This is a genomic window from Blastopirellula marina, assembly GCF_002967715.1.
GTDB classification, from domain to species: domain Bacteria; phylum Planctomycetota; class Planctomycetia; order Pirellulales; family Pirellulaceae; genus Bremerella; species Bremerella marina_B.
In genome coordinates, this window is the sequence record NZ_PUIA01000016.1 from 838,340 (window position 1) to 862,464 (window position 24,125).

Sequence of the window (24,125 nt, forward strand, 5' to 3'; positions counted from 1 at the left end):
GAATTGGTCGTGGCGGATAATAGCATCGATCACTTGTTCTACGTGATTCTGTGGATGACCGGCCTGGTCTTTATCGGCACCGGCCTGGCCATGTTCTGGTTCCTATGGAAATACGACGAGAAGAAGAACGATGGGCCTGTGTGGTACTCGCATGGAAGTCACCTGCTGGAAATCATCTGGTCGGTGATTCCGGCCGTGGTGATTTTGTTTTTGGCGATCTACCAGATGGATGCCTGGGCCGGGGCACGCATGCGACGGCCCATGCTCGAGAACGGCCAACCGAAGCCGGCGATGGCACGGGTTATCGGTCGTCAATTTGAATGGAAGATTCAATATCCTGGCGACGACAAGCAGTTCGATACGCCAGACGATCTTTATACGACGAATGACCTGCACGTTCCTCGCGACGAAGAAGTGGTGCTTGAGATCACCAGCGAAGACGTGCTGCATAGCTTCTTCCTGCCGAACTTCCGAGAGAAGCAGGACGTGGTCCCTGGTATGAAGCAGTTCCTATGGTTCAAGCCGGTGAAGGACGGGAAGTACGACATCGTTTGTGCTGAACTGTGCGGCTGGGGACACTACAAGATGAAAGGCCGAATCACCGTCGAGTCGGCAAGCGACTTCCGCGCGTGGCTCCAGAAGGCCTATGACGAACAAGAATTGTCCGAGTATTCGCTGGCTGAGGCAGAGTAAGAAACGATGAGCAGCATCACCGCGGATGGGCAAGCGACTCACGCCCACACATCAAACGAATTCGGCGTTGGCGAGTTCATTACCACGTATGTTTTCTCGCGCGATCATAAAGTGATCGGGCTGCAGTTCCTGTTTTCCACTTTGCTGTGGTTCCTGATCGGCGGCCTGCTGGCGATTGGTATTCGCTGGCAATTGGCCTGGCCTTGGAGCGATATGCCGGTGATCGGGCCGATGCTCTTTTCGGCGGAAGGGGGACAGATTTCGCCAGAGTTCTACACGATGCTCTTCACCATGCATGCCACGGTGATGACGTTCCTGGTGATCATCCCGATTTTGGCCGGTGCGTTTGGCAATTACCTGATTCCGCTGATGATCGGTGCGGACGATATGGCCTTCCCCACGCTCAACATGCTGAGCTACTGGGTGATGTGGCCAGCGTTCTTGTTCTTTGGGGGGAGCTTTTTCGTAGCCGGCAACGGGGCTTCCAGTGGTTGGACGAGTTACCCGCCTCTGTCATCGATTAGCGAAGCGGCACCCGGTAGCGGGCTCGCCCAGACGATGTGGCTGATCGCGCTCACGTGCGTGGGTATCAGTTCGATGATGGGCTCGGTCAATTACATGACGACCATCATTCAGATGCGTGCTCCTGGCATGACGATGATGCGTCTGCCGATGACGATCTGGGGCATGTTCATCACGGCCCTGCTTCAGGCATTCGCTCTGCCGGTGCTGACGGCCGCTGGCTTCATGCAACTGGCCGATCGTATGTTCGGAACCGGCTTCTTTGTGCCGGAAGGGCTGATCGTGAACAACTCGGAAATGGCCGCCGGTGGTGGTCAGCCGCTGTTGTGGCAGCACTTGTTCTGGTTTTACTCGCACCCGGCGGTGTACATCATGATTCTGCCGGCGATGGGTATGGTCTCGGATATCCTGGCTTGTTTTGCTCGCAAACCATTGTTTGGTTACAAACCGATGGTGTACGCGATTTGCGGGATTGCCGGCCTGGGCTTTATTGTCTGGGGACATCATATGTTTGTCTCTGGCATGAACCCCGGACTGGGCATGACCTTTATGGTCGCCACGATGATGATCGCGTTGCCGAGCGCCGTGAAGACGTTCAACTGGCTCGGCACCATCTACGGCGGCAAGATCCAGTTCACCACGCCAATGCTGTTCGCGTTGTCATTTGTATTGATGTTCGTCATCGGTGGTTTATCAGGCATCTTCATGGCCGCCACGCCGGTTGATATTTTCATCCACGACACCTACTTCATCGTCGCTCACTTCCATTACGTGCTGTTCGGTGGCACGGCAATGGCCGTGTTCGGGGCGATTTACTTCTGGTTCCCGAAGATGTTCGGCCGGATGATGAACGAACCGCTGGGGAAAGTTCACTTCCTGCTGACGTTCCTGTTTATGAACGGCACGTTCTTTACGATGCACATTCTGGGAGCGGTCGGGTTCCCACGGCGTCTGGCCGATCCGTACCACTACGAGACCTTCCGGCACTTGCTGCCGATGAACCAGTTCATGACGATCTGTGCCATCTTGATGGTTGCTTGTCAGATCTTCTTCATCGTGAACTTCTTCTACAGCATCTTCTTCGGCCCCAAAGCAGGCCGAAATCCTTGGCATGCCAACGGCCTGGAATGGCAAGCACCGAGTCCTCCTGGCCATGGCAACTTCGACTTCCAGCCGATCGTCTACCGCGGCCCGTACGAGTACAACTCGCCGGAAGTGGATGAAGACTACTACCCACAAACCCAACCACCAAACCAACGCGGCGATACGGACGAGCCTGCGACGATGGTGAATCACTAACTTATGCCCACTCCTGTTCAATCCGAGTCCCCTTGGCCACATCGCCTGGCGATGCTGTTGGTCTGTGCGACCTTTCCACTGATCTGGATCGGTGGTCTGGTAACCACGACCAAAAGCGGCATGGCCGTGCCGGATTGGCCGTCGACCTATGGATACAACATGTTTTTGTATCCGTGGCAGACGTGGGTATTCGGGCCGTATGACCTGTTTCTGGAACATGGTCACCGGTTGTTGGCTTCGACGGTTGGCATGCTGTGCATTGCCTTTTTGGTGCTGGCCATCTGGCGAAAAGACAAGTCGCTGATCTGGCTGGGGGTGATTGCCCTGGTGTTGGTCCTTTCGCAAGGCGTACTCGGTGGACTGCGCGTGGTATGGGATAAAACCACCATTGCTCGCGTGCATGGCTGCGTGGGGCCGCTGTTTTTTGGCTTCCTGGTTTATCTGGAATGCTTCACCTCGAAGCGGCTACGGTTGATGTCCCCGCTCGATTCGTCGCGGAGCGGAAGCTACTTGCGGCTTTCTATCGGCTTTATGGTCGTGGCGTTTCTGCAGATCGTGCTCGGTTCGCTGATTCGACATGTCCCTCTTTCAATGACTCACGGTGCGTTTCGTGCGGCGCTGTTGTTTCATGTGATCACGGCGTTTTTGGTGGTGGTCAGTGCGATTGCGATTTGCTTTACCGCCTGGCGAGATTCACAGGGACAGCGCAGCATTCGTTTCACTTCGACTTTCGCAGTGCTGCTGATTGTTGGGCAGATCGTGCTCGGCATCGCCGCCTATACCGTCAAATACGGCTGGCCGACCTTCCTGCCAGGCGGGGCCTACTTCGGTAGCTTTGTCGTGCAGTGGGAAAGTGCGTTGCAGTCGATGATCGTGACGGGGCACGTCGCGGTTGGATCGTTAATTCTGGCGTGTAGCGTGATGCTGGTCGCCTATTGTCTGCGGTGTTATTCCATCGCTTCCTCACAAGCGAATTCCTCCCCCGCCAAGCACACCCGAAACCCGGGCAAAGAGGTGATGGCATGAGTAGTGGTCCTGCCACGTTGACCGATCGTAAGGCCCGCGTAAAGCAGCAAATGAGCGACTATCTGGAGCTGACCAAGCCCAAGATCGCCGTACTGTTGTTGGTATGCGTGGCGATTGCCGCCTACTGTGCCAGCAACGGCCAGCCCGACGTCGCGCGGTTGATTCATGTAATCGTGGGAACGGCCTTGGTGGCGGCCAGTAGCTGCGTTTGGAATCAATGCCTGGAAGTGCATGCCGATCGACGCATGAATCGCACCGCCCAGCGTCCGATTCCCAGTGGTCGTTTGTCGCGTTACGCGAGTGCCTTGTTTGGCACCTTGCTCGGTTCGGTGGGTATCTCTTACTTGCTGGCAACGGTGGGTGTCATGCCGGCCCTGATCGGGGCGCTGACTTGGATTTTGTACGTGTTCATTTACACGCCGATGAAGCAGGTGACGCCGTGGAACACCACGGTGGGCGCTATTGCCGGGGCGTTGCCGATGCTGATGGGTTGGCTGGCCGTGAACCCGGTGCTCGACCTGAGAGCGGTTGCCCTGTTTGCGATTCTGTTCTTCTGGCAGTTCCCGCATTTTATGGCCATTGCCTGGCTGTATCGCGAAGATTACGCCCAAGGGGGCATGAAGATGTGGTCCGTTGTCGACGGCAGCGGCACGAAGGCCGGTATTCAGGCCGTCTCCGGTGCGATGGCCTTGCTGCTGGTTAGCGTGGTGCCTGGTATCGGTCAGATCGCGACGCCCAACGTTTTCTACATGCTGCTTTCGCTGCTGGGGGGCGTCTTTATGTTGGTCGCCTCGTGGCGTTTTTTCACCTCGCGCGACGACAAGACGGCTCGGCAGTTGTTGTTTGCCTCGTTGATCTATTTGCCCTGCCAACTGGCATTGCTGGTGATTTTGCCCAGCAGCGTCTAACGGAAAAAAGAACCTCAGATAGACTGACCCCGCATGTCCGATTCTCAACCTGAAGATCATCACGGTCACATTCAGCTGGAATACCACCCGGCGTTGCCGCTGTCGCTTGGCAAGCTTTGTCTGTGGCTGTTTTTGTCGACAGAAATCATGTTCTTCGCCGGCCTGATCGGCGCGTACGTGGTGCTGCGATTTGGTGCCCCGACCGGTTCCTGGCCGACACAGCACGACGTGTACCTGAGCGAGCCGATCGGCGCGTTCAACACGTTTGTGCTGATCTGCAGTAGCTTGTCGATTGTGCTCAGCCTGGAAGCCGCTCGCAAGAATCAAAGCGGCGCAGCCAAGAAGTGGCTGCTGGTGACGTTCGTGCTTGGCTGTGTCTTTTTGGGCGTCAAGGCGTACGAATACAAAGAGAAGTTCGCCCACGGGATTTTTCCGACCAAAGAAAACCGCCGGCTTTACGATCAACCAGACGTCTACTACGTATCCGCACTTAAAGTGCGGCTCGAGAACCTCAAGTCAGGCCTCTCCGACGAGCAGAAGAGCGAAGAAGTTCTCGAAGGGGTTACTCGTGTGGACTTCATCGATACGATGCTGACCGGCGGTGTCGCTCATGCCGCGCGAACGGCCACGCAAACCGACAATCCAATCGAGGCCCATGCCATTCTTGAATCGCTGGCTTATGCCGTGCAGCATCACGAAGTGTCCGACTATCAGGCCACGCGGATGCGTAACGAAAAAGCATCCATCGCAGGCCCATTGGCCAAGGTCGAAGAAGACTTGAAGGCCAAGGATGCCCGCAAGACCGAGATATCGGAAAAGCTCAAGCCGCCGGCGGATGGAGAAGAAGCACCCCCCGAGGACCAGCTGCGCGAGATGCGTGTCGAACTGGGTGGTTTGATGCAAGAGATCGCCAAACTGGAACAAGATGCCAAGCCGATGCGCGAGCGGATTGCGTTTCTCGATCTGCTGCTTGCCGACGATGCCCATCTGCTGAACCATGGTATTGGGCATGAAATGGAATGGATGAAGCTTCCCTTCGTGTTACCGAGCGGCAACATGTGGGCCAGCACCTATTTTCTGCTGACCGGTTTTCATGCCCTGCACGTGGTGGTGGGTTTGATCATTTTCGCCTTGGTCCTGTTCAGCACGCTGGATATCAGCAAGTCGCATTACCTGGAAAACGCAGGCTTGTATTGGCACTTCGTCGACCTGGTGTGGATTTTCCTCTTTCCGCTGTTGTACCTGTTTTAAAGAAGTGAATCCGTGAGCGATCCGAACACCCATCCGCCGGCGCACGACCAGCATTTGCATAACGATGAAGAGCTGCACGCCACCACCGGGAACTTGAAGTACTGGGTGGTCTTCGTGGCGCTGTGCCTGCTGACGACGTGCTCGTTTCTAACGTATTTCGATTGGTGGCGTACGGCCATTCCGCCTCATGTGAGCATGGCCTTCATGATGGCCGTTTCGTGCGGCAAGGCCCTGCTGGTGATGCTGTTCTTCATGCACCTTTTGTGGGAAGCCAATTGGAAATGGGTGCTGACTGTTCCGGCTGGCATGATGGCTATCTTCCTGGCTTGTATGCTGATTCCCGATATCGGCTTGCGAACGGAAAAGTACTCGCAGAGCCGCTGGCTGCATGCCCCGGTGCCGCATGTCCAGGTGGACGATGCCGCCGCGTTAGACCATGCACCTGCCGCTCACTAAGTTGAACTGCGAATGATCTCCCCGCGCGCCGTATCGATCGAGAACGTCTCCCATTTCTATGGGAAGCGGCAAGCGCTCAACGAGGTCACCCTGTCGATCGATCCCGGTGAAATCTTCGTCTTTCTCGGTCCTAACGGCGGTGGTAAGTCGACTTTGTTTCGCCTGCTTTCCACGTTAATGCCGCTGTCGCATGGCGAGATCAATATCCTGAGCCGATCCGTTCGTACGCATCAGCACGAGGTCCGTCAGCAGATTGGGGTCGTCTTTCAGATGCCCAGCCTCGATAAAAAACTGACCGTGCTGGAGAACATCCATCAGCAGGCCGCTTTGTACGGAATCACCGGTGCGCTGCTCAAAGAACGAACGGCATTGCTGCTCGATAAGCTGGAACTGGAAGACCGTAAGAAGGACATCGTCGAGGACCTGTCAGGCGGTCTCCGACGTCGTGTCGAACTAGCCAAGGGGATGCTGCATTCGCCGAAGGTCTTGCTACTGGATGAACCCAGCACAGGCCTCGATCCGGCTGCCCGGCAGGCGATGTGGCGGTACCTTGAGTTCCTGCGTACCGACCAAGGCGTTACGGTCATTCTTACCTCGCACCTATTGGAAGAAGCCGAGAAAGCCGATCGAATTGCGATCCTCGATCAAGGCCAGCTCGTCGCACTCGATACGCCTGATGCTTTGAAGGACAAGATCGGCGGAGCTACGATCACGATCCGTTCGCGTCAGCCCGAAGCACTCATTGAAAAACTGCGTGACGAGCTGAATCTGAGTGCTACGGAAGTCAGTGAACTGGTTCGTTTGGAAACGGAAGATGGTCCCGCGACCATTCGCATGATCATGCAAACGGCGAGCGACCTGGTCGATGCGATCACGCTGGCCAAGCCTTCGCTGGAAGATGTGTTTATCGCTATGACCGGCCGGCAGTTTACCGAGGAGGTAAAGTCATGACCTCCGAAGCTACCGCTACCCCTATGCCGTTTGCCGCTGCGTGGTCGCTCTGTCGCCGCGAGATCGTGCGGTTTTTGCGGCAGCGCAACCGAATTATCGGGGCGATTGGTCAGCCGATTATTTTCTGGCTGTTGTTTGGTACCGGGCTGACCGGTGTCTTTCGGGCGTCAGGGCAGGGAGGTGCCGACGAAAGCTTTACCGTCTACTTCTTCCCTGGCACGCTGCTGCTGATCGTGCTGTTCACGGCGATCTTCGCCACGATTTCGATCATCGAAGACCGCAACGAAGGCTTCCTGCAATCGGTGCTGGTCTCTCCCGTACCGCGATGGTCGATGGTGTTGGGAAAGGTTCTCGGTGGAACGATTCTCGCCGTCGGCCAGGCCATGATCTTTCTGCTGTTGGGTTACTTCGTGGGTATCCACATGAATGCCGTGCAGCTTGTTTCTATCTTTGGAATCTTGGTGGTCGCCGGCATCGGGCTGACGTCGCTGGGGTTCTGGCTGGCATGGCGGATGGACTCGACGCAGGGATTTCATGCGGTGATGAACTTGCTGCTGATGCCGATGTGGCTGTTGTCGGGAGCGTTCTTTCCGATTCCCACCAACACCTCTTCGCTCGGGCAGTGGGCGTTAAGCTGGGTGATGACGCTCAATCCAGTGACCTATGCCCTGGGGGCCATTCGACAAATTCTGCATGCGGAAACCGCTCCAAGCTTTTTGGGTGGGCAGACGACTGGGCAATTTTGGTTGCCCAGCGTGGGGCTTGGGGTAACGATTACCATAGTTTTTGCCATTGTCATGTTCGCCTTGGCCTGTCGTGCGGCAGGAAAAACGAGGCGAGGAGATTGGATATGAAACCCACCACTGGAATCTTTGTTTCAGCCGTACTGTTGATCCTGTTGGGGTTGACCATGTTCTGGGCAGCTTACAATCGGGCTCCTGGCGGCGGCAGCATGCCGGTCGACGATCACGCGGCCGAAGGGCCTGAGCTGGAGTTGAACCGAGAGATCGCTCCTTTCAAGTTGATGTCGGCCCAGGAAGAAACGTTCGATACGGCATCTCTGGACGGGGATGTCTGGATCGCCAGTTTCTTTTTCACGATGTGTCCATCGATCTGCAAGATGCAAAATCAGCAGATCGCGATCTTGCAGGAAGAGTTCGCCGACGATGGCGTCAAGTTTGTCAGCATCACCTGTGATCCCGATAACGACACGCCAGCCGTGCTGCGACAATACGCCGAGTCGTTTCAGGCCGAGCCTGGGGTGTGGACCTTTCTGACCGGCGATATGGATCAACTGAAAGAGATCACCGAAGGGTCGTTCCAGGTTGCCTTCGAGACGCAAACGCACAGTGATCGCCTGATGGTGATCGATAAGCAGGGAAAGCTGCGCGGGACCTTCCGAGCCACCGATGCCACCGACTTCCTCCGCGCGAAGAAATTACTGAAGCAGCTGCTGGCCGAGCCCTACGAGCCCGAGGCCAAAGAGGAACCCACGAAAGAAGTCGCTGCGAAAGAAGAGCCACGCAAGCAGACGATGGAAAGCTTTCAGTTGACCGACAGCCTGGACCAGCCGTTTGATAGCAAGTCGCTTGAAGGGGATATCTGGCTGGGTAGCTTCTTTTACACGTCGTGCCCCGGCAGCTGCATCATGCAGAATATGGAAAAGGCCAAGCTGCGAAACGAATTCAAAGATCGCGGTTTGAAGCTGGTCAGCATCACGTGCGATCCCGATAACGATACGCCGGCCGCTTTGGCTGGCTATGGCGAACGCTTCCAGGCCGATCCCGATAATTGGTACTTTTGCACCGGCAAGTTTGATGACATCCAGAAGATCGGCAACGAGTTCTTCGACATCAAGGTCGAGCCACAGTATCACAGCGACCGCGTCTTTTTGGTGGGGCGTGATGGCAAGGTGATCGACTCGTTCCGCACCAGCCAGAAAGATCAGATGGAGTCGTTGCATAAGACGCTGGAGGAAATACTGCCGCCAGCCAAGGAAGATGCTTCCACAACTGAAACCGAGAAGAAGGATTAACGCGTGGACCTGGTATCGCTGTTACCCCATGTGAACGCATCGCTCAACGGCCTGGCCACATTGCTGCTGGTGGTCGGTTTCGTGCTGATCAAGATGGGTAAAGTCAATGCACACAAATGGACGATGCTGGGCTGCTTCGGCGTGTCGGTCGTGTTTCTGGTGTGTTACCTGGTCTATCATGCGCTGATGGAAGGTCACAGCAAGACGTTTCCCGAGTATCCGGCCAGTTGGATTCGCTACAGCTACTACGGGATGCTGCTGACCCATGTGGTGCTGGCAGCGGTCGTCCCCTTTCTGGCCGTCATTACCATCTACCTGGGCCTCAAAGATCGCCGGGAAGCGCACCGTAAAATTGCCATATGGACCTTTCCGATCTGGCTTTATGTTTCCATTACCGGCGTCTTGGTTTATCTTTGTTTGTATCAGTTCTTCCCGCCTGAGGTCGCGGCTTAGGATCATGAACGCCCTGAAAGCCATCTTCGTCAAACCGATATACGCCGCAGCTTTGCTGTTGGTGCTGGGAGCCCCTTCGTGGGCCTGGGCGTGTCCTACGTGCAAAAATGGCCTGAGCGATAACTACGTCAGCGCGTATGCGTTCAGTATCTTGTTCATGATGATCGTGCCCTATGTACTGCTGGCAAGCTTTTTCTCGTACATTGTGGTTTGCTACCTGCGTAGGCCCGCGACCGAGCGAAAGGAACTGTCCGCCGACGAACTGAGCGAGATCGCACTGAAAAAAGCAAAGCAGGGTATTCCTACCCAGCCCCCTGCGTTTGACTAGTCCGGCGGGTTCTTCGTGTCTTTTCTCTAGAAATCAGCCGTTCTAACTGGCACCCTTTCCCCCAATAGTTGGTGGAATCGCAAGTTCCAGGCTGACGCTTTGCTTTTCCGGGACTGTGGCGGCTTCTATACTGTAAGGCGAAGGCAATTTTCGTCAGGAATAGCGAGTGCATGAGACCTAGGCCAACGCTGACATCGCGATCTGCAGGACTTGTTTGGGTCCTTCCCTTCTTGCTCCTGGGCGCGACACATGCCTTGGGCCAGGTTCAGGATGTATTCGCGCGGGCCGAATTCTCACTGACCGTCGAGCTTCCCGAAACCAAGAATGACACCAAGAACCTGCTGGCCCAGGTCGATCAGCAACTGCAGCAGCAAAAATGGCAGGACGCGATCGACACCCTCGAACGCCTTATCAGCAGCCACGGGAATGAACTCATTGCCCAGGGTAGCGACCAGGTAGATCTGGGAAGCGAGTATGTCTACTACGTCGAACTGAAGACGTACCTGCGTCGCCGCATCTCGGAGTATTCGCGGCAGATACCTGAGTTCCTCGAGGCGTACCGCACGCGGATCGATTCCTTGGCCAAAGATGACCTGGACGCTGCGATGGCCTCTCGCGACCCGGCCGAGCTTTCCGCTGCAATCAATACGTACTTTCTCAGTCGTCACGCCGACGAGGCGCTGCTGCAACTGGGAGATCTGCTTCTCGAACAAGGTCGATTTAACGAAGCCCGGACGGCCTGGGAACGAATCTCTCCGCGTTATCGAACTCCAGACGACCCCCAAGGTGTTTTGCTGGCCATGCCAGGGCAGCCGATTTGGGTGGCCGTGGATGGTGTCGACTGGGGCAAGCACCGCGATTACATCGAAAGCCTGTTGGATGCAAACCAGGCCTCCAGTTCCCTGGCGACCATTCCCGATAGCGACGTCGCCCCTGCTGCTGTCTGGGCTCGGCTGTGCCTGGCCTCGTGGCTGGAGGGAAGCAGCGATCGCGCAGCGGTCGAACTCGAGCTGCTACGGCAACTGAATCCCGATGCCCAAGGGTACCTGGGGGGACGCGACGTTAACTACGCTCAGTTTCTTGCCAAGCTGTTGACTTCGTCGCCCGGAGAACATGCATCGCAGTATTCTAAAGGTTGGCTGACATTTGCCGGCTCGTATGCACGTACGGCTAAGGCCGACTTGCCGAAGCAGGCCAAGACGTACAAACCCAATTGGAGCGTTTCGTTAGAGACCCATTCGTTGTCGCGTCCGTCAGGGCGTAACAGCTTTGGTGAAGAGAAGGAAACGCAGCGTATCCCCTTGGTGGCCGAATCCTCAGAGGGCTTGCTCAGTACGTATCCTGTCGTGCTGGATGGTAACGTTATCGTCGCCGATGAAGAACGCGTTCGTGCGTTTCAGCTTGAGAGTGGCCTCCCGGCGTTTCCCACGGAAGGCTCGCAGTTTTTCGATCAAGATGAACTCGACTATGGCGCGTTTCATACCAGCGGTCGACGACTCGACTTCGATTTCAACATGCGTGGCCGCCGGCGTGGTTCCCCTTTGTCGGCCATGTCGCTGAAGCTATTGCCTGCCCTCGGCCCCGATCGCTTCACCCTTTCGTCGGACGATACCAAGCTGGTCGCGCGGTTGGGAACAACTGCCATCGGTGTCCCTTACGTGCAGTCGCAGTTTCAAGATCCGGCCGATATGGTCGTATTCGATATGCGGAAGGAAGGAAAGCTCGAAGCCCGAATTCCACCGGTGACCGAGCTTTCCGGCCCATGGTCGTTTGAAGGTACGGCAATCCTGCAAGGGAACCGCCTGTACTGCGGCATGATCAAGTCGGGCGTACGCGACGAGTCGGCGGTGGCCTGTTTCGACTGGACCACCTCGCAGATGCTATGGCGTCGAACGATCTGTTTGACACAGCCCTACGGAAGCGGCCTGGTTGCCGACGGTGAGTATGGCTTTCGCTCGCACAACTTGCTGACACTGAAAGATGGGGTTCTGTATTACAACACCAATCACGGTGTCATTGCGGCGTTGGAAGCCGATCGTGGCGACATGCTATGGCTAACGCGGTATCCACGTCGGAGGTTGATTCCCGATCGGTTGGAGTTGGCACATTCGCTTGTGCAGCGAAACGTGAACCCCTGCATTGTTACCCGCGGGCTTGTGGTCACGATGCCCCTCGACTGCGAGCGTTTACTGGCTCTCGATGCGGCCACGGGGCAGTTGGTCTGGCAGACGGTGCCTGGTGGTCTTGAGCCGTTACATCTTTTGGGAGCGACGAAAGATGACGTGCTAGTCAGCGGCGAACAGTTGTTCTGGGTGCAACTGCACTCCGGCAAGATCCGGGCCGAGTTCCCCAACGTCAATCAAATGTTCCGCGATCGCGGGTACGGACGCGGAGCGTTGGTGGGAGATCAAGTTTATTGGCCGACGCGTGATAAGATATTCCGCCTCGGGGCGCAGCTCGATTCAAGCGGCGCGGTGAAAGAAGCGGCCTTGCCGGTGGATCTGCTGCAATACGGAGAAGAAGGAGGCAATATCGTTGTCGCCGGTGGGCAGATGATCGTTGCTTCTCCCAGCCGCATGACGGTTTACTCGCCATCGCTCCTGCTCGACCCGCCGGAACCTTCCTTTAAAAAAGCCCCAACCAAGAACGATAAGTAGATAGAGTCGCCTTATCCATTTCCGCAATTGAATTCATACGGACTACGATCGAATGACGAGCGAAAATGATGCCGCCGCAGCCGCCCGACTGGCCGAGGCATACGAACTTCTGCAACGCGAAATCGGCCGGGTGATTGTCGGTCAGGAAGAAGTCGTCGAACAGCTGTTGATCGCCCTCTTTGCTGGCGGTCACTGTTTGCTGGAAGGGGTTCCTGGCCTGGCGAAGACATTGATGGTCCGCTCGCTGGCCAGTGCATTGCACCTGGAGTTCAACCGGATCCAGTTCACGCCGGACCTGATGCCGTCGGATATCACCGGTACCGAAATCATTCAAGAGAATCGCAGCACCGGCGAGCGTGCCTATCGCTTCATTCCTGGGCCGATCTTCAGCAACGTGATCCTGGCGGACGAAATCAACCGCACGCCCCCCAAGACCCAGGCCGCTTTGCTCGAATCGATGCAGGAAAAACAAGTCACCGCTGGTGGCTCGAAGCATGCGTTGCCGAAGCCGTTCTTCGTGCTGGCCACGCAAAACCCGATCGAGCAGGAAGGGACCTATCCGCTGCCGGAAGCACAACTCGATCGATTCATGTTCAACGTGCGGATCGATTACCCTTCAGAACGGGAAGAGCTAGAAATCGTCAAACGGACGACCGCCGATATCAGCACCGAGATCTCGCCACTACTGACCGGCGAAGAGATCATTCAACTCTCGCAAGTCGTGCGGCGTGTGCCGGTGGCCGACCCCGTTGCTCAGTACGCGATTCGTCTGGTGCGTATGACGCGCCGTGGCAACGACATTCCATCGAAGATGGAACCGTACATTCAGTGGGGGGCCGGTCCGCGAGCCAGCCAATTCCTCGTGCTAGGTGCCAAGGCTCGGGCCATTTTGCACGGTCGCGAGTTCGCCACAACCGACGACGTGAAGGCCGTTGCTTTGCCGGTCCTGCGGCACCGTATTCGGACCAGTTTCAACGCCGACGCCGAAGGCATCACCACCGATCATGTCGTTCAGCAGCTTTTGGAAACCATTCCTACCACGGTAGAGGACCAGCAATTTGTCGACGCTTTTAGATCCTCAGACGCTGGCTAAGGTCCAGGGGCTACGGCTTCGGGCCAAGCACATCGTTGAAGGCCTGATCGCCGGCTCGCATCGTAGCCCGCATCGTGGGTTCTCGATCGAATTCGCCGAGCACCGCGATTACGCGCCGGGGGATGATTTGCGCTACCTCGACTGGAAAGTTCTCGGCCGCACCGATAAGTACTACATCAAGCAGTTCGAAGACGAAACGAACTTGATCTGCAACCTGGTGGTCGATGTCAGCGAGAGTATGCGCTACAAGAGTACCGGCACCGCGCTGAGCAAGCTCGAGTATGCCCAGTGCATTGGGGCGACGCTGGCCTGGCTGATTCTGCAGCAGCAAGACGCTGTTGGGTTGGTTACCTTCGACGAACAAGTTCGTTCACTGGTCCCACCTAGCGGTAGCCCCGTTCAGCTACAGCAGGTAATCGACGTGCTGCAATCGGTCGAGTCGAAAGAGAAAACCCAGATCGGTCCTCTTTTGCACGAGCTATCCGGGCGGCTGAATCGTCGAGGCTTAGTGATCGTGTTGAGCGATTTCTTCGACGAAGTCGACTCGATCATGGCCGGACTGAAGCACCTGCGGTTTCGCAAGCACGACATCATTTTGATGCAAGTACTCGATCCGGCCGAACTCGATTTCCCTTTCGACCGCCCGACCATGTTTAACGGACTAGAAGCCTTTCCTGAGTTGTTGGCCGACCCTGTCTCGGTTCGCAAAGCGTATCGCGAAGAGATCGAGGCCTTCATCAACGATTTGCGCAGCCAGTCGCTTGCCAACCAGATGGATTACGTTCAGATCCGAACCGACCAGCCGTTCGACGCCGTGCTGCGGAACTTTTTCAATCATCGCAATGCCCGGCTCGTGTAGCCCACTTCAACGAAACGTTTATTAGCCTGTGAACCCTTTCGCTTTATCCAGTGCGACGATGCTGTTATGGGGATTGGCCGCCGTGGCACCAATTCTCATCCATCTGTGGAATCGTCGTCGGTATCGCGAAACGGATTGGGCTGCGATGAAGTTTCTGCTGGCGGCCATGAAGAAGAACCGCCGCCGCATTCAAGTCGAGCAGTTGTTGCTGTTGCTGGTCCGCTGCGCGATCCTCTTGTTCTTTGCGATTGCCCTGGCGGATATTTCCTGCACGGGCGCTTCCGGCATCAGTGGCTTCGGCGGTCCCGGATCGGCCACGCATACGGTTCTGGTGATCGATCAGTCGTACAGTATGGCCTACGGCGAACAAGGGCAGACGCGATTGGATCAAGCCAAGGAACTTGCTCGGCGGATCATCAGCGAAGCCGGCGAAGGAGACGGGTTCACGCTGCTGGCGATGGGACGCACGTCGAAAGGAATCATTTCCGAGCCAGCGTTCGATCCGAGTGACGTGCTGCGGGAACTTGAGCAAATCGAGATCGACCCAGGCGTCGCCGTGCTCGACCTTGCCCTGGCCGAGATCGAAGGGACGCTGCGTATCGCTGCCCGTGATTTTCCTCGCCTGCGTCGTGCCCAGGTATGCATCCTGACCGACTACGGCGACGTGACCTGGAAGGAGGCGGCCACGCAAACCAACGAACAGCTACTGGCCAAGATCGAAGAACTGGCCGTCGTGCGAACATTCGATGTCGGACAACCGCAAACAACCAACAGTGCGATCATTGGTGCGACGCAGTTGACCCCCTACTTGACGCCTGACCAGTCGGCCCGGTTTCGCGTGGACGTTTCGTGCGATAATGCCTCAGAGCTTCCCAGCCAGGTCGTGCAGATGCTGGTCGATGGGCGGCTCGTCTCGCAGAAGGTGGTGCCGTTTGTCGATAACCAGGTCGTCTCGGTCGAGATGAATACAGTCTTCAGCCAGGCAGGTACGCACTCGGTTGAGTTTCGTTTGGAAGAGGATCTGCTGCTTACCGATAATCGCCGGTACCTTGTGGTGGAAGTAAAACCTCAGCTGCGGATTTTGTGCCTGGCCGACGATGTCCCGTCACTCAAGTTTTTGAAGTTGGCCCTCGATCCCTCCGATTCGATCCAGTCTCCTGTCAAGGTCGAGACGATGAGTGCTTCGGCCCTGATGGATATCGATCTCCTCTCGTACGATGCGGTTTATCTATCCAACGTGGCCCAGATCGCCCCCGACGAGGCCGCCATACTTCGCACGTTTGTCGAACGAGGTGGCGGGCTGGTGATGTTCCTCGGAGACCGCGTCCAGGCAGCCAGCTACAACGGGGCTCTTGCCAAGGGGAAAGATGGGGCGCTGCCGTTGATTGATATCAAGCTGGATTTTCCGTCTCCGCGTGGCGAGTACTTTTTAGATCCACGGCAATACGAGAGTCCTATCCTGGAACCCTTTCGTGGCCAGCAAGCCGGTGGGTTGTTGACCACGCCGGTGTGGAATTATTTCAAGGTTACTGTCGGAGCAGGTTCAACTGCGCAAACGGCTCTTTGGTTTGGGACCGGCGATCCGGCCATTGTGACGTCGCGTTATCAAACGCTTTCGCCCAAGAAAGATGATGCCGTCGCGACTCGGTTGGGTGGCAATGTGATTGTGTTCTGTTTGCCGGCTAGTACCGATTCGGTCGATCGTTCACTTGATCCGCCCGAAGCCTGGACTGTTTTTCCGACGTGGCCCAGTTTCCCGCCACTGGTGCAAGAGTCTCTCTCGCTCGCCGTCGCCTCGCAGTTTGATCGCCGCAATCGAGAGCTTGGCGACATGTTTGAGGGGGTGATTGAAGGAGATCCCGGGGCGAACTTGATCGAGGTCATTTTACCCGATGATCAGACCAGTCGCATTGAAGCAGTCGCACGCGATGACCGCTTGTTCTGGGCGTTTGACGGAACCGATCAGATTGGCATCTATCGCTCGAAGTCCCTTTCTGATCGCGCGAACGAAAAGGTCGAGTTCGCGGTCAATGCCGACACGCGCGAAAGTGATTTGAGCCGCGTAGCGATGGAAAACGTACCTCCATCGCTACAGCCAGGGGATCGTGGGTTCGACCCAAGTGCCGCCGGTCAGGTGGCCGGAGTGCCGGCATCGGTTGAACTGTTCCGCTATGCCTTGGTGCTGGTATTGGGTTTGTTATTCTTCGAGAGTTTTCTGGCCTATCGATTTGGGGCCGCCGCACGATGAACGACGCATGGCGACAATTCGTTCGGTGGACCTTGGCGGATGACAGTCCGGCAGCCGATTCTACCATGGAAGTGACCCTGCAGTGGGCACCGCCGTGGGCGGCTTGGGTTACGTTGGTACTGGTCATCGCGGCGATCCTCTTCTTCGGTTGGATCTACCACAAAGAGAACATCCAGCGGGCCATTCCCAAGTGGGCCGTGCTGTTGATTGCCCGCCTGACACTGGTCGGCATTGTGCTGTTCATGCTGTATGGCCTTCAGCAGCAGCCGTTTCAGACCGACGCACCCGACCTGGTGATTGCGGTTGACGATACGGAAAGTATGTCGCATCTCGATACGTTTGCGCCTGGCGACGAGTCGCTGATTCGTTCGCGCGTGGAAGCCGCCAACCTGGGCGAGCCGACCCGCTGGAATCAGGCTCGCACGCTACTCTTGGAAAACAACGAATCGTTGATGGCCAAGCTCCGCGATCGCTATAACGTGCGAACCTACTGGATGGGAGAATCAGGCCGAGCATTGACCGTGCCGGACGATCAGTTCACCGACTTACTGCGATCGGCCAAACCTGAAGGGCAGGTCAGTCGACTGGGGACCAGCTTGTCGCAGATCTTAGAGCAGCAGCGTGGCCGACCCACGGCAGCGATCGTGCTTTTGAGTGACGGTGTAACGATTGAAGGACCGAACCTTTCCGAAGGTGCCCAGCAAGCGGCGCTGCGTGGCGTACCGATCTTCCCGATTGGAATCGGCAGTCAGCAGCTTTCCCGCGACTTGCACATTGAAGAAGTGGTGGTCGATCCGATCGCGTTTGTGGGGGATACGCTCTCGTTCGTGATACGTCTTTCCGCCCAAGGGATGGAAGGGGAATCGGTTCGGCTTTCGGTTGCCGATCGCGAAAAACCGGAGCTAACGCTCGACGAGCAAAACGTAACGCTGCCGGCCGCGCGCGTTACCCGCGAGATTCGCTTGCAATTCCGTCCGGAAGAAGTGGGTGACTTCAATTACGTCGTGAAGGCCGAACGCGAAGGGAGCGACGCGGAAGAGGACAATATCTCGGTCACGCGCAAAGTGAAAGTGCTCGATGCGACCATTCGCGTGCTGTACGTTCAAGCGTATCCGCGGTTTCAGTTCCGCTTTCTGAAGATGCTTCTCGAGCGGCAGTTGAAACGTAGCCCGGTATCTGGGGCGGATGAAAAAGCGTTTGAGCTGACTACCATTCTGCAAGATGCCGATCAATCGTATGCCGACCAGGACGAGACCGCCCAGGTAGCATTCCCCGGCACGCGCGAAGAGTTGTTCGACTACGATGTTGTAATCATGGGAGACGTCAATCCGGCGTTTCTCAGCCGCGAGCAACTACAGAACCTGCAAGATTTCGTGCAGGTAAAAGGGGGTGGTTTGATCTTCGTCGGTGGGCAGTTCTATATGCCGTGGGACTATCGCTCGACACCGCTGGCCGCCTTGCTGCCGTTTTCGTTGGATGATGCCCGGCGGTCCGACCCCGATCAGGCCTACGTCCAGCCTATACCGGTCGAACTGTCGGACTTGGGGCTCAATACGTTGCCGCTGCAGGTCACCCAGATGCCGGCCGATACGATCGCCGCATGGCGGGGCATGAACCAGGTTTACTGGCACGTGCCGATCGAGCATCTCAAGCCAGGAGCCCAGACACTCGCTACGGCGACAAGGACGGATGGATCGAAGCAGCCTTTCCTCACGCAGCAGTTTATCGGCCGCGGCAAGGTGATGTTCCTGGGGAGTGACGATCTGTGGCGGTGGGACTATCACGACGAATTCTGGATGCAGACAATCCGCTACCTGGCACGCTCCAGCTTGCTCGATTCGGACGGTTCCGTCGAGATCACGGTTGATCGTTCCAACTACCGAACCGGCGAGTCCGCGACAGCTCGGGTGCGATTTTTCGACGAGAGCGAAGCACCTCCTGAAGACGACGGCGTACAGCTGACGCTCGAGAAGCCGGATGGAAGAACACGAACGATCACCATGTCGCGCGTAGCCGGTAATCGAGATTTATTTGAAGCGACCATTCCAGGGCTGACCGCCGGCGACCATCGGTTGTGGATTGTGCAGCCACTGCTGCGAGGCGATTCTGGGGCAACCGAACCCCCGTCGACCTTTTTCTCCGTCGATCCGATCGCCGGAGAAATGACCCGCTTGGACATGGACTTGTCCGAACTCCGTCAAACGGCCTCGTCGACCCGGGGGCAGTATTTTTCGTTTTTGGAAGCAGACTCGTTGTTAGAAGCCCTACCACGAGGACGACAGGTAAGAATTCAGACGTTGCCCCCTGAGCCGCTCTGGAATTCCTGGAAACTTGCCCTATTGTTCGTCACACTATTAATTGGTGAGTGGGTTCTGCGAAAACGCATGGGCCTGGTATAGTTTTTCCCGAGGATCGGAACGGATGGCATCCGACGCACAAAAATCGAACAGTCGCTCCGTACACCACCTGGTGGTCCAGCGGGTCGAAGAAGCACGCCGTGGTGCGATGCGGCGGGTTCGTCTGCGCGGCACGGCGTGGGGACTCGCCGCCGGGCTGCTGTTGCTGTTGGGCATGGCCCTGTTCGATTATCTGTTGCGGCAAGACGATTTCGGAACTCGCTGGTTTCTCTCGCTGGTAACGCTTGGCGGCCTGGTGTTCGCGGTCGTCTGGTGGATTATCCCTGCGTGGAAGTGGGCCCCTTCGCTACAGCAGATTGCCCAGCGGATTGAACAGTTCTTTCCCGAACTGCGCGATAAGATTTCGAGCGCCTTGTTCTTCCTGGAACAGGACGAGGAAGACGCCGCCGGCAGTTCGGCGTATTTCCGCCGCAAGCACATTGCTGAGATGGCCGATACGTTAACCTACACCGATTTGTCGGTCGCCCTCAATCGTCATCTTGCTACCAAAGCTATTTATGCGCTTGGCGGTGTGGTCTTCGTGTTTTTGTCCGTCTTGCTCTTTTCGCCACAACAGTTCGGCACCGCCGTGTCGCGGCTGGCAATGCCGTGGAGCACGATCGAGTGGCCGCGACAAAATAACCTGGCCCTGATTGACCCGCCGAAAATTGTTCCGTTAGGGGGCCGCGCGGTGATCGAGGTGGAAGACCTCAATCACAATCTGCCTGCGATGGTCGAGCTTCAGGTTCGCTACGAATCGGATGGCCAACCGATGACGCACCCCATGCAACTAGACCTGCAAGCCAACCGGATGGTTTACCAGTTAGATGGCATTCAGCGGGCTTTCGAGTTTCGCGTGGAAGGTGGCGACGACGACACGATGACCTGGCATGCGGTCGATGTGGTTAAGCCGCCGAAGTTCTCGGACGTGCAGGTCACGCTGGTTCCACCGGAATATACACGGTGGCTACCCAGCCAGTCGCCGCGATCGATCATCGCCCTGGAAGGAACGACCACGCAGCTATTTGGCAAAGTGGATCAGAAGATCACCCAGGCCGAGTTTGTCTTCGAGGCCAATGGCAAATCGGAAGTCTTCCCGTTGGTGATTGGCGAAGATGGCTACAGCTTTTCGACACCGCCGGAAGGTGCGGACAATGAGCCAGCCCAGGGGCCGATTCTGGCGGCTAGTGGAAATTATTGGATCGAAGTGACGGTTGAATCTGGCTTGAAGAAGGCCGAAGGGCGGCGTTTCCCCGTGCGTGTAATCGCCGACAAGCCTCCCATCGTTTCGTGGGTTCAGCCCGATCGCAATATGTCGCTCACGCTGTCGGCCCTGTTGGATCTTTCCGCAGGCGTTCGTGATGACTTGCAGACACAGGACGTGAAGTTGATCGTCAAGAAGCAGGCCGACAGCACCGTCCTCATCGAGCAGTCGCTTTTTACCGGTCCGGAAGAACGTCCCTTCGAATCGGCACCCAGCAACCTGGCGATGGGGCTCTCGGAAGATTTAGAGATCACCCACTCCCTCGATTTCTCCCAGCTGGAAGGTCTGACGCCTGGGACAATCCTGGAGTTGACGATCACCGCCACCGACTACCGCCCGCAAACCGGAACGAGCCTGCCACGGATCATCACGATCATTTCGCAGGAGCAACTCGACCAGCGTGTGAATCGGCAGCAGCGCGAGATCATCTCGAAGATTGCCGAGGCCCGCCGATTGCAGCAAGATGCCCGGCAGCAGACGCGCAGCGTGGAAATCAAGCTCGAAGAAGGCTCACAACTGGGACCGGCGGAGTTGGCTAACCTGCAGAACGGCGAACAGAACCAAAAGAACGTTCGCGAGAAGCTGGTTGCCGGACGCGACAGTGCCGCCAAGCTGATTGACCAGTTATTGGATGAGCTGAAGCAGAATCGCCAAACCGATCACGATGCCTCGGAGATTTTGCAGGATCTGCAAGAGAAGATTCAGTCGATCGCTGATTCTGAATTGACACCCATCGAATCGGAAATCACTCAGCTCCGTCGTCAGACACCACGCGGAAGCGAATCTGCCGACAAGCCTTCCGGCAAGAATACTCCGGCGGAAACCGCCATGGGGGAACGCTCTGGCGAGAACAACTCGGACGAAAACACCCCAGACAATGAATCAGGTTCTGATTCCACGCCAACGAGGGCCGATAAGAATCAACCTAACCCGGAAGAGAACGCCGCAAAGCCAGACAGTGGTACGCCTGACGATCGCGATACGACTCCGACCGGAGGGGAAGAACCTTCGGACCAGCCGATGACCGCGACACCGGCAACCGAGGGTTCGTCGGAATCGAACGAGCAGGACCCCAAGCGTACCCAGCAGCAGCTAGACCAGATTGGCAAGCGGCAAGAGAAGGTCGCGGGGCAACTGCAGGACTGGCAGAACGATCTGAACAAGTGGGATACCTTCCGCCGCTTCGCGATGGATGTGCGCGATTTGGCCAATCGTCAGAAAGATCTTGAGAAGCGAACGGAAGAAAAACAAGCCGAGACGATTGGGCAGGATGTCGAACGGATGTCCCCGGAAGACCGCGCCGACTTGAAGCAGATGGCCGAAGAGCAAACGGACCTGGCCGGCGAACTCGATCGCATTCAATCGCGTATGCGAGACATGATGCAGAACGATCCGGAAAGCGAAGAGGTCGCGAACACCCTCAAAGACGCCATCAACGAGAACCGAGATGCGGCTGTCTCGCAGCGAATGCGGCAAGCAGGGCAGCGTATCGAACAGAACCAACTCTCTTCCGCCAAAGAGTCGCAGCAGCAGGTTGAAAAGTCGCTTGAGGACGTGCTCGACACGCTACAAAACCGTCGCGAGACCGACAAGAAAGAATTGAAGCGGAAACTGGACGAAGCTCAACAAGAACTGGAAGAGTTGCAAGATCGCCAGAAGGAACTCCAGCGCAAAGCGGAGGAAGCCCAAATGCAGTCTGGCGATATGGGGAACCAGCAGTCGCCACAATCGCAACAGCGAAAGCTCGAGAATCTGAAGCAACAGGCTAACCAGTTAAAGGAACAAGCTGAACGTCTGGCTCGCAAGCTCGAACGACTAACCGCTCAGAAAGCGGCCGAAAAGGTTCGTGATGCGGCGGAGCGATTGGAGGAAGCCGCCAAGAATGCCCAGAACATGGACACGCAGCAGCTTCAAGACGAGATCGACCAGGCACAGAAAGACCTGGAAGAAGCTCAGCAGGAGCTCGAGGATCGCCAAGAGCAGGTCGAGCAAGACCTGGCCCAAGAGCAGGCCGCCAAGCTGAAGCAGTCGATCGAGCAGCTTATTATCCGCCAAACACGCATTCGAGATGAACTGGTTCGCTTGGACGAGATCAAAAAGAAGAGCGGGCAACTTTCTCAAGCCCAGAAACAAACGCTCGAAGGGATCTCGCTCGAACAAGCGACCCTGACCGACGAGATCCGCTCTTTCGCCGAGTCGATTGCCAAGGCCGAAGTGTATCACCTTTCACTGCAATTGACTGCCGAGGTAACGACCGATCTTTCGCGGTTGCTGGACACCGGCGAGATCGACGCAAGAATGCTTTCACTGGCCGACGAAGCAGTGCAGCGACTCGAGCAGTTGATCGCTGCCATGGAGGAAGAAGAGAAACAGCAAGGTTCCCAAGATCAGCAACAGGACGACCAGCAGCAACAAGACCAAGGAGACCAGCAGCAACAGCAACAAGGTAGCCAGGATGGAATCAGCCAGACGGCTCAGTTACGGCTGTTGAAGATGATGCAAGAGGCCCTCAAGTCACGCACCCAGACACTGGGCGAGAGAATTGAGAAAAAGGCCAACGAGGCAGACCAGGCCGAACTGTCGCGGCTTGCCGCGGAACAGGGACGACTCTCCGAGATGACGCTCAATTTGATCAAGAACACCGAAGAAGAGATCTTCGATCCTGAGAATCTGCCCGATATCGAACCGACCGAGCCTGCCGACGCCGATCAGGAGGAAGAGAACGATGTCTAATCGATTTGTCACCACCAGTTGGATCATCGCCAGCCTGTTGATCGCGATGATGACGGTCCCCGTTCGCGCCCAGGAAGCGAAGGATGACGGGGCCGGAATGTCTTCGCTGGACGAAGAACTGTTCAACGACCTGGGGAGCGATCTGTTCGACGATCTTGATCTTCCGGCCGAAGCCAAAGCGGCACCGGACGACTCGAAGCCCCCCGTTGATGCTGGCACGCCGACCGATGGTAAAGATGTCGGCGAAGGGGGGGCCAAGGCCAAACCGGAAGGACCACGCGGCTTTGGAACCGATCAGACCGAACAGATTCAAGGAGAAGATCCCCTGACCAAAATCGGGGGACTGATGCGAGAAGTACAAAAACGAATCGCTGGTGGTCAGGCCGAATCGAAAACGGTTGCGATGCAGCAAGAGATCATCGAAGAGATCGAAAAGCTTCTGGAACAGCAAAACAACCAGAACAATCAAAACCAATCCAATAGCAACTCCCAAAATCAGAATCAGCAGCAGAATCAACAACAGCAGCAACAGCAAAATCAGTCGCAAAGCCAGCAGCAACAAAACCAACAACAGAATCAGCAGCAGGGCGGCCAACAGCAACAGCAGCAACAATCAGGTCAGCAGCAGTCGCAGCAGCAACAGCAAGGGGAAAGCCAGTCGCAGCAACAACAGCAGCAAGGAGGGGACTCGCAGCCCAGCCAGGCTCAGATGCAAGAAGGGAAGACTAGCGAAGACTCCCAAAACAGCAGCGACAAAGTACGCGACGGCAAGGTCCTGGCGATCTCGCCCGAGGAACAAGACGCATTGATCAAAAAGGCCTGGGGCAATTTGCCGCCGCACTTGCGGAAGCAGATTTCCAACAGCTCGATGGAGCGGTTTCTGCCGAAGTACGAGCGACTGACCCAAGAGTATTTCCGCAAGCTGGCCGAAATCGAAGAATAAGCAGCGAAGC

The 24,125-nt window shown here is 56.6% G+C and carries 18 protein-coding genes; all 18 read left to right on the plus strand.

Going from position 1 to position 24,125, the window contains the following annotated elements; genetic code table 11:
• Nucleotides 1–9: 9 nt before the first annotated feature.
• The gene (gene coxB, locus C5Y96_RS05295) at nucleotides 10–693 is read left to right on the plus strand and encodes a cytochrome c oxidase subunit II (protein ID WP_233198788.1); all 684 of its coding nucleotides are present in this window, start codon (nucleotides 10–12) and stop codon (nucleotides 691–693) included.
• A 6-nt stretch (nucleotides 694–699) separates the two neighbouring features.
• Nucleotides 700–2,514, plus strand: a complete 1,815-nt coding sequence (locus C5Y96_RS05300) for a cbb3-type cytochrome c oxidase subunit I (protein WP_105350622.1) — start codon at nucleotides 700–702, stop codon at nucleotides 2,512–2,514.
• 3 nt (nucleotides 2,515–2,517) lie between these two features.
• Nucleotides 2,518–3,540 (plus strand): COX15/CtaA family protein, encoded by a 1,023-nt coding sequence (locus C5Y96_RS05305; protein ID WP_105350624.1) that lies wholly within the window; start codon nucleotides 2,518–2,520, stop codon nucleotides 3,538–3,540.
• Nucleotides 3,537–4,448 carry a heme o synthase gene (cyoE, locus tag C5Y96_RS05310; RefSeq protein WP_105350625.1) on the plus strand — a complete coding sequence of 304 codons (912 nt, stop codon included), beginning with the start codon at nucleotides 3,537–3,539 and terminating at the stop codon, nucleotides 4,446–4,448. The genes C5Y96_RS05305 and cyoE overlap by 4 nt, the downstream gene beginning before the upstream one ends.
• A gap of 33 nt (nucleotides 4,449–4,481) precedes the next feature.
• Nucleotides 4,482–5,699, plus strand: a complete 1,218-nt coding sequence (locus tag C5Y96_RS27595; RefSeq protein WP_199188631.1) for a heme-copper oxidase subunit III — start codon at nucleotides 4,482–4,484, stop codon at nucleotides 5,697–5,699.
• Between the two features lie 12 nt (nucleotides 5,700–5,711).
• Nucleotides 5,712–6,155 carry a cytochrome C oxidase subunit IV family protein gene (locus tag C5Y96_RS05320; protein WP_105350626.1) on the plus strand — a complete coding sequence of 148 codons (444 nt, stop codon included), beginning with the start codon at nucleotides 5,712–5,714 and terminating at the stop codon, nucleotides 6,153–6,155.
• Nucleotides 6,156–6,167: 12 nt separating this feature from the next.
• Nucleotides 6,168–7,106: an ABC transporter ATP-binding protein gene (locus tag C5Y96_RS05325; protein WP_233198789.1), complete on the plus strand. Its 939-nt coding sequence runs from the start codon at nucleotides 6,168–6,170 to the stop codon at nucleotides 7,104–7,106.
• On the plus strand, nucleotides 7,103–7,960 hold the full coding sequence (locus C5Y96_RS05330; RefSeq protein ID WP_105350627.1) for an ABC transporter permease: 858 nt from the start codon (nucleotides 7,103–7,105) through the stop codon (nucleotides 7,958–7,960). Before C5Y96_RS05325 ends, C5Y96_RS05330 begins: the two co-directional genes overlap by 4 nt.
• Entirely contained in the window at nucleotides 7,957–9,141 is a 1,185-nt protein-coding gene (locus tag C5Y96_RS05335) for an SCO family protein (protein ID WP_105350628.1), read from the plus strand. The genes C5Y96_RS05330 and C5Y96_RS05335 overlap by 4 nt, the downstream gene beginning before the upstream one ends.
• Nucleotides 9,142–9,144: 3 nt before the next feature.
• Nucleotides 9,145–9,594, plus strand: coding sequence for a DUF420 domain-containing protein (locus tag C5Y96_RS05340; RefSeq protein ID WP_105350629.1), 450 nt, complete (start codon nucleotides 9,145–9,147; stop codon nucleotides 9,592–9,594).
• Nucleotides 9,595–9,598: 4 nt separating this feature from the next.
• A complete protein-coding gene (locus C5Y96_RS05345; protein WP_105350630.1) occupies nucleotides 9,599–9,922 on the plus strand; it encodes a hypothetical protein in 324 nt (107 codons plus the stop codon).
• Nucleotides 9,923–10,092: 170 nt separating this feature from the next.
• Complete coding sequence (locus C5Y96_RS05350) at nucleotides 10,093–12,579, plus strand: PQQ-binding-like beta-propeller repeat protein (protein WP_105350632.1); 2,487 nt, start codon at nucleotides 10,093–10,095, stop codon at nucleotides 12,577–12,579.
• Between the two features lie 52 nt (nucleotides 12,580–12,631).
• Entirely contained in the window at nucleotides 12,632–13,672 is a 1,041-nt protein-coding gene (locus tag C5Y96_RS05355) for an AAA family ATPase (RefSeq protein ID WP_105350633.1), read from the plus strand.
• Nucleotides 13,638–14,531, plus strand: a complete 894-nt coding sequence (locus C5Y96_RS05360; protein WP_105350944.1) for a DUF58 domain-containing protein — start codon at nucleotides 13,638–13,640, stop codon at nucleotides 14,529–14,531. The genes C5Y96_RS05355 and C5Y96_RS05360 overlap by 35 nt, the downstream gene beginning before the upstream one ends.
• Before the next feature lie 58 nt (nucleotides 14,532–14,589).
• Nucleotides 14,590–16,779 (plus strand): BatA domain-containing protein, encoded by a 2,190-nt coding sequence (locus tag C5Y96_RS05365; RefSeq protein ID WP_146115522.1) that lies wholly within the window; start codon nucleotides 14,590–14,592, stop codon nucleotides 16,777–16,779.
• A complete protein-coding gene (locus C5Y96_RS05370) occupies nucleotides 16,776–19,178 on the plus strand; it encodes a hypothetical protein (RefSeq protein ID WP_105350635.1) in 2,403 nt (800 codons plus the stop codon). Before C5Y96_RS05365 ends, C5Y96_RS05370 begins: the two co-directional genes overlap by 4 nt.
• 22 nt (nucleotides 19,179–19,200) lie before the next feature.
• Nucleotides 19,201–23,172 (plus strand): hypothetical protein, encoded by a 3,972-nt coding sequence (locus C5Y96_RS05375; protein ID WP_105350637.1) that lies wholly within the window; start codon nucleotides 19,201–19,203, stop codon nucleotides 23,170–23,172.
• Nucleotides 23,165–24,115 carry a hypothetical protein gene (locus C5Y96_RS27245; RefSeq protein ID WP_158261102.1) on the plus strand — a complete coding sequence of 317 codons (951 nt, stop codon included), beginning with the start codon at nucleotides 23,165–23,167 and terminating at the stop codon, nucleotides 24,113–24,115. Before C5Y96_RS05375 ends, C5Y96_RS27245 begins: the two co-directional genes overlap by 8 nt.
• The last annotated feature ends 10 nt before the right edge of the window (nucleotides 24,116–24,125 follow it).

Coding starts and splice junctions, on each gene's coding strand:
- C5Y96_RS05325 (WP_233198789.1), top strand. CDS start 6,168: ATGATCTCCCCGCGCGCCGTATCGATCGAGAACGTCTCCCATTTCTAT.
- C5Y96_RS05355 (WP_105350633.1), top strand. CDS start 12,632: ATGACGAGCGAAAATGATGCCGCCGCAGCCGCCCGACTGGCCGAGGCA.
- cyoE (WP_105350625.1), top strand. CDS start 3,537: ATGAGTAGTGGTCCTGCCACGTTGACCGATCGTAAGGCCCGCGTAAAG.
- C5Y96_RS27245 (WP_158261102.1), top strand. CDS start 23,165: ATGTCTAATCGATTTGTCACCACCAGTTGGATCATCGCCAGCCTGTTG.
- C5Y96_RS05345 (WP_105350630.1), top strand. CDS start 9,599: ATGAACGCCCTGAAAGCCATCTTCGTCAAACCGATATACGCCGCAGCT.
- C5Y96_RS05300 (WP_105350622.1), top strand. CDS start 700: ATGAGCAGCATCACCGCGGATGGGCAAGCGACTCACGCCCACACATCA.
- C5Y96_RS05375 (WP_105350637.1), top strand. CDS start 19,201: ATGGCATCCGACGCACAAAAATCGAACAGTCGCTCCGTACACCACCTG.
- C5Y96_RS05370 (WP_105350635.1), top strand. CDS start 16,776: ATGAACGACGCATGGCGACAATTCGTTCGGTGGACCTTGGCGGATGAC.
- C5Y96_RS27595 (WP_199188631.1), top strand. CDS start 4,482: ATGTCCGATTCTCAACCTGAAGATCATCACGGTCACATTCAGCTGGAA.
- C5Y96_RS05305 (WP_105350624.1), top strand. CDS start 2,518: ATGCCCACTCCTGTTCAATCCGAGTCCCCTTGGCCACATCGCCTGGCG.
- C5Y96_RS05365 (WP_146115522.1), top strand. CDS start 14,590: ATGCTGTTATGGGGATTGGCCGCCGTGGCACCAATTCTCATCCATCTG.
- C5Y96_RS05350 (WP_105350632.1), top strand. CDS start 10,093: ATGAGACCTAGGCCAACGCTGACATCGCGATCTGCAGGACTTGTTTGG.
- C5Y96_RS05330 (WP_105350627.1), top strand. CDS start 7,103: ATGACCTCCGAAGCTACCGCTACCCCTATGCCGTTTGCCGCTGCGTGG.
- C5Y96_RS05335 (WP_105350628.1), top strand. CDS start 7,957: ATGAAACCCACCACTGGAATCTTTGTTTCAGCCGTACTGTTGATCCTG.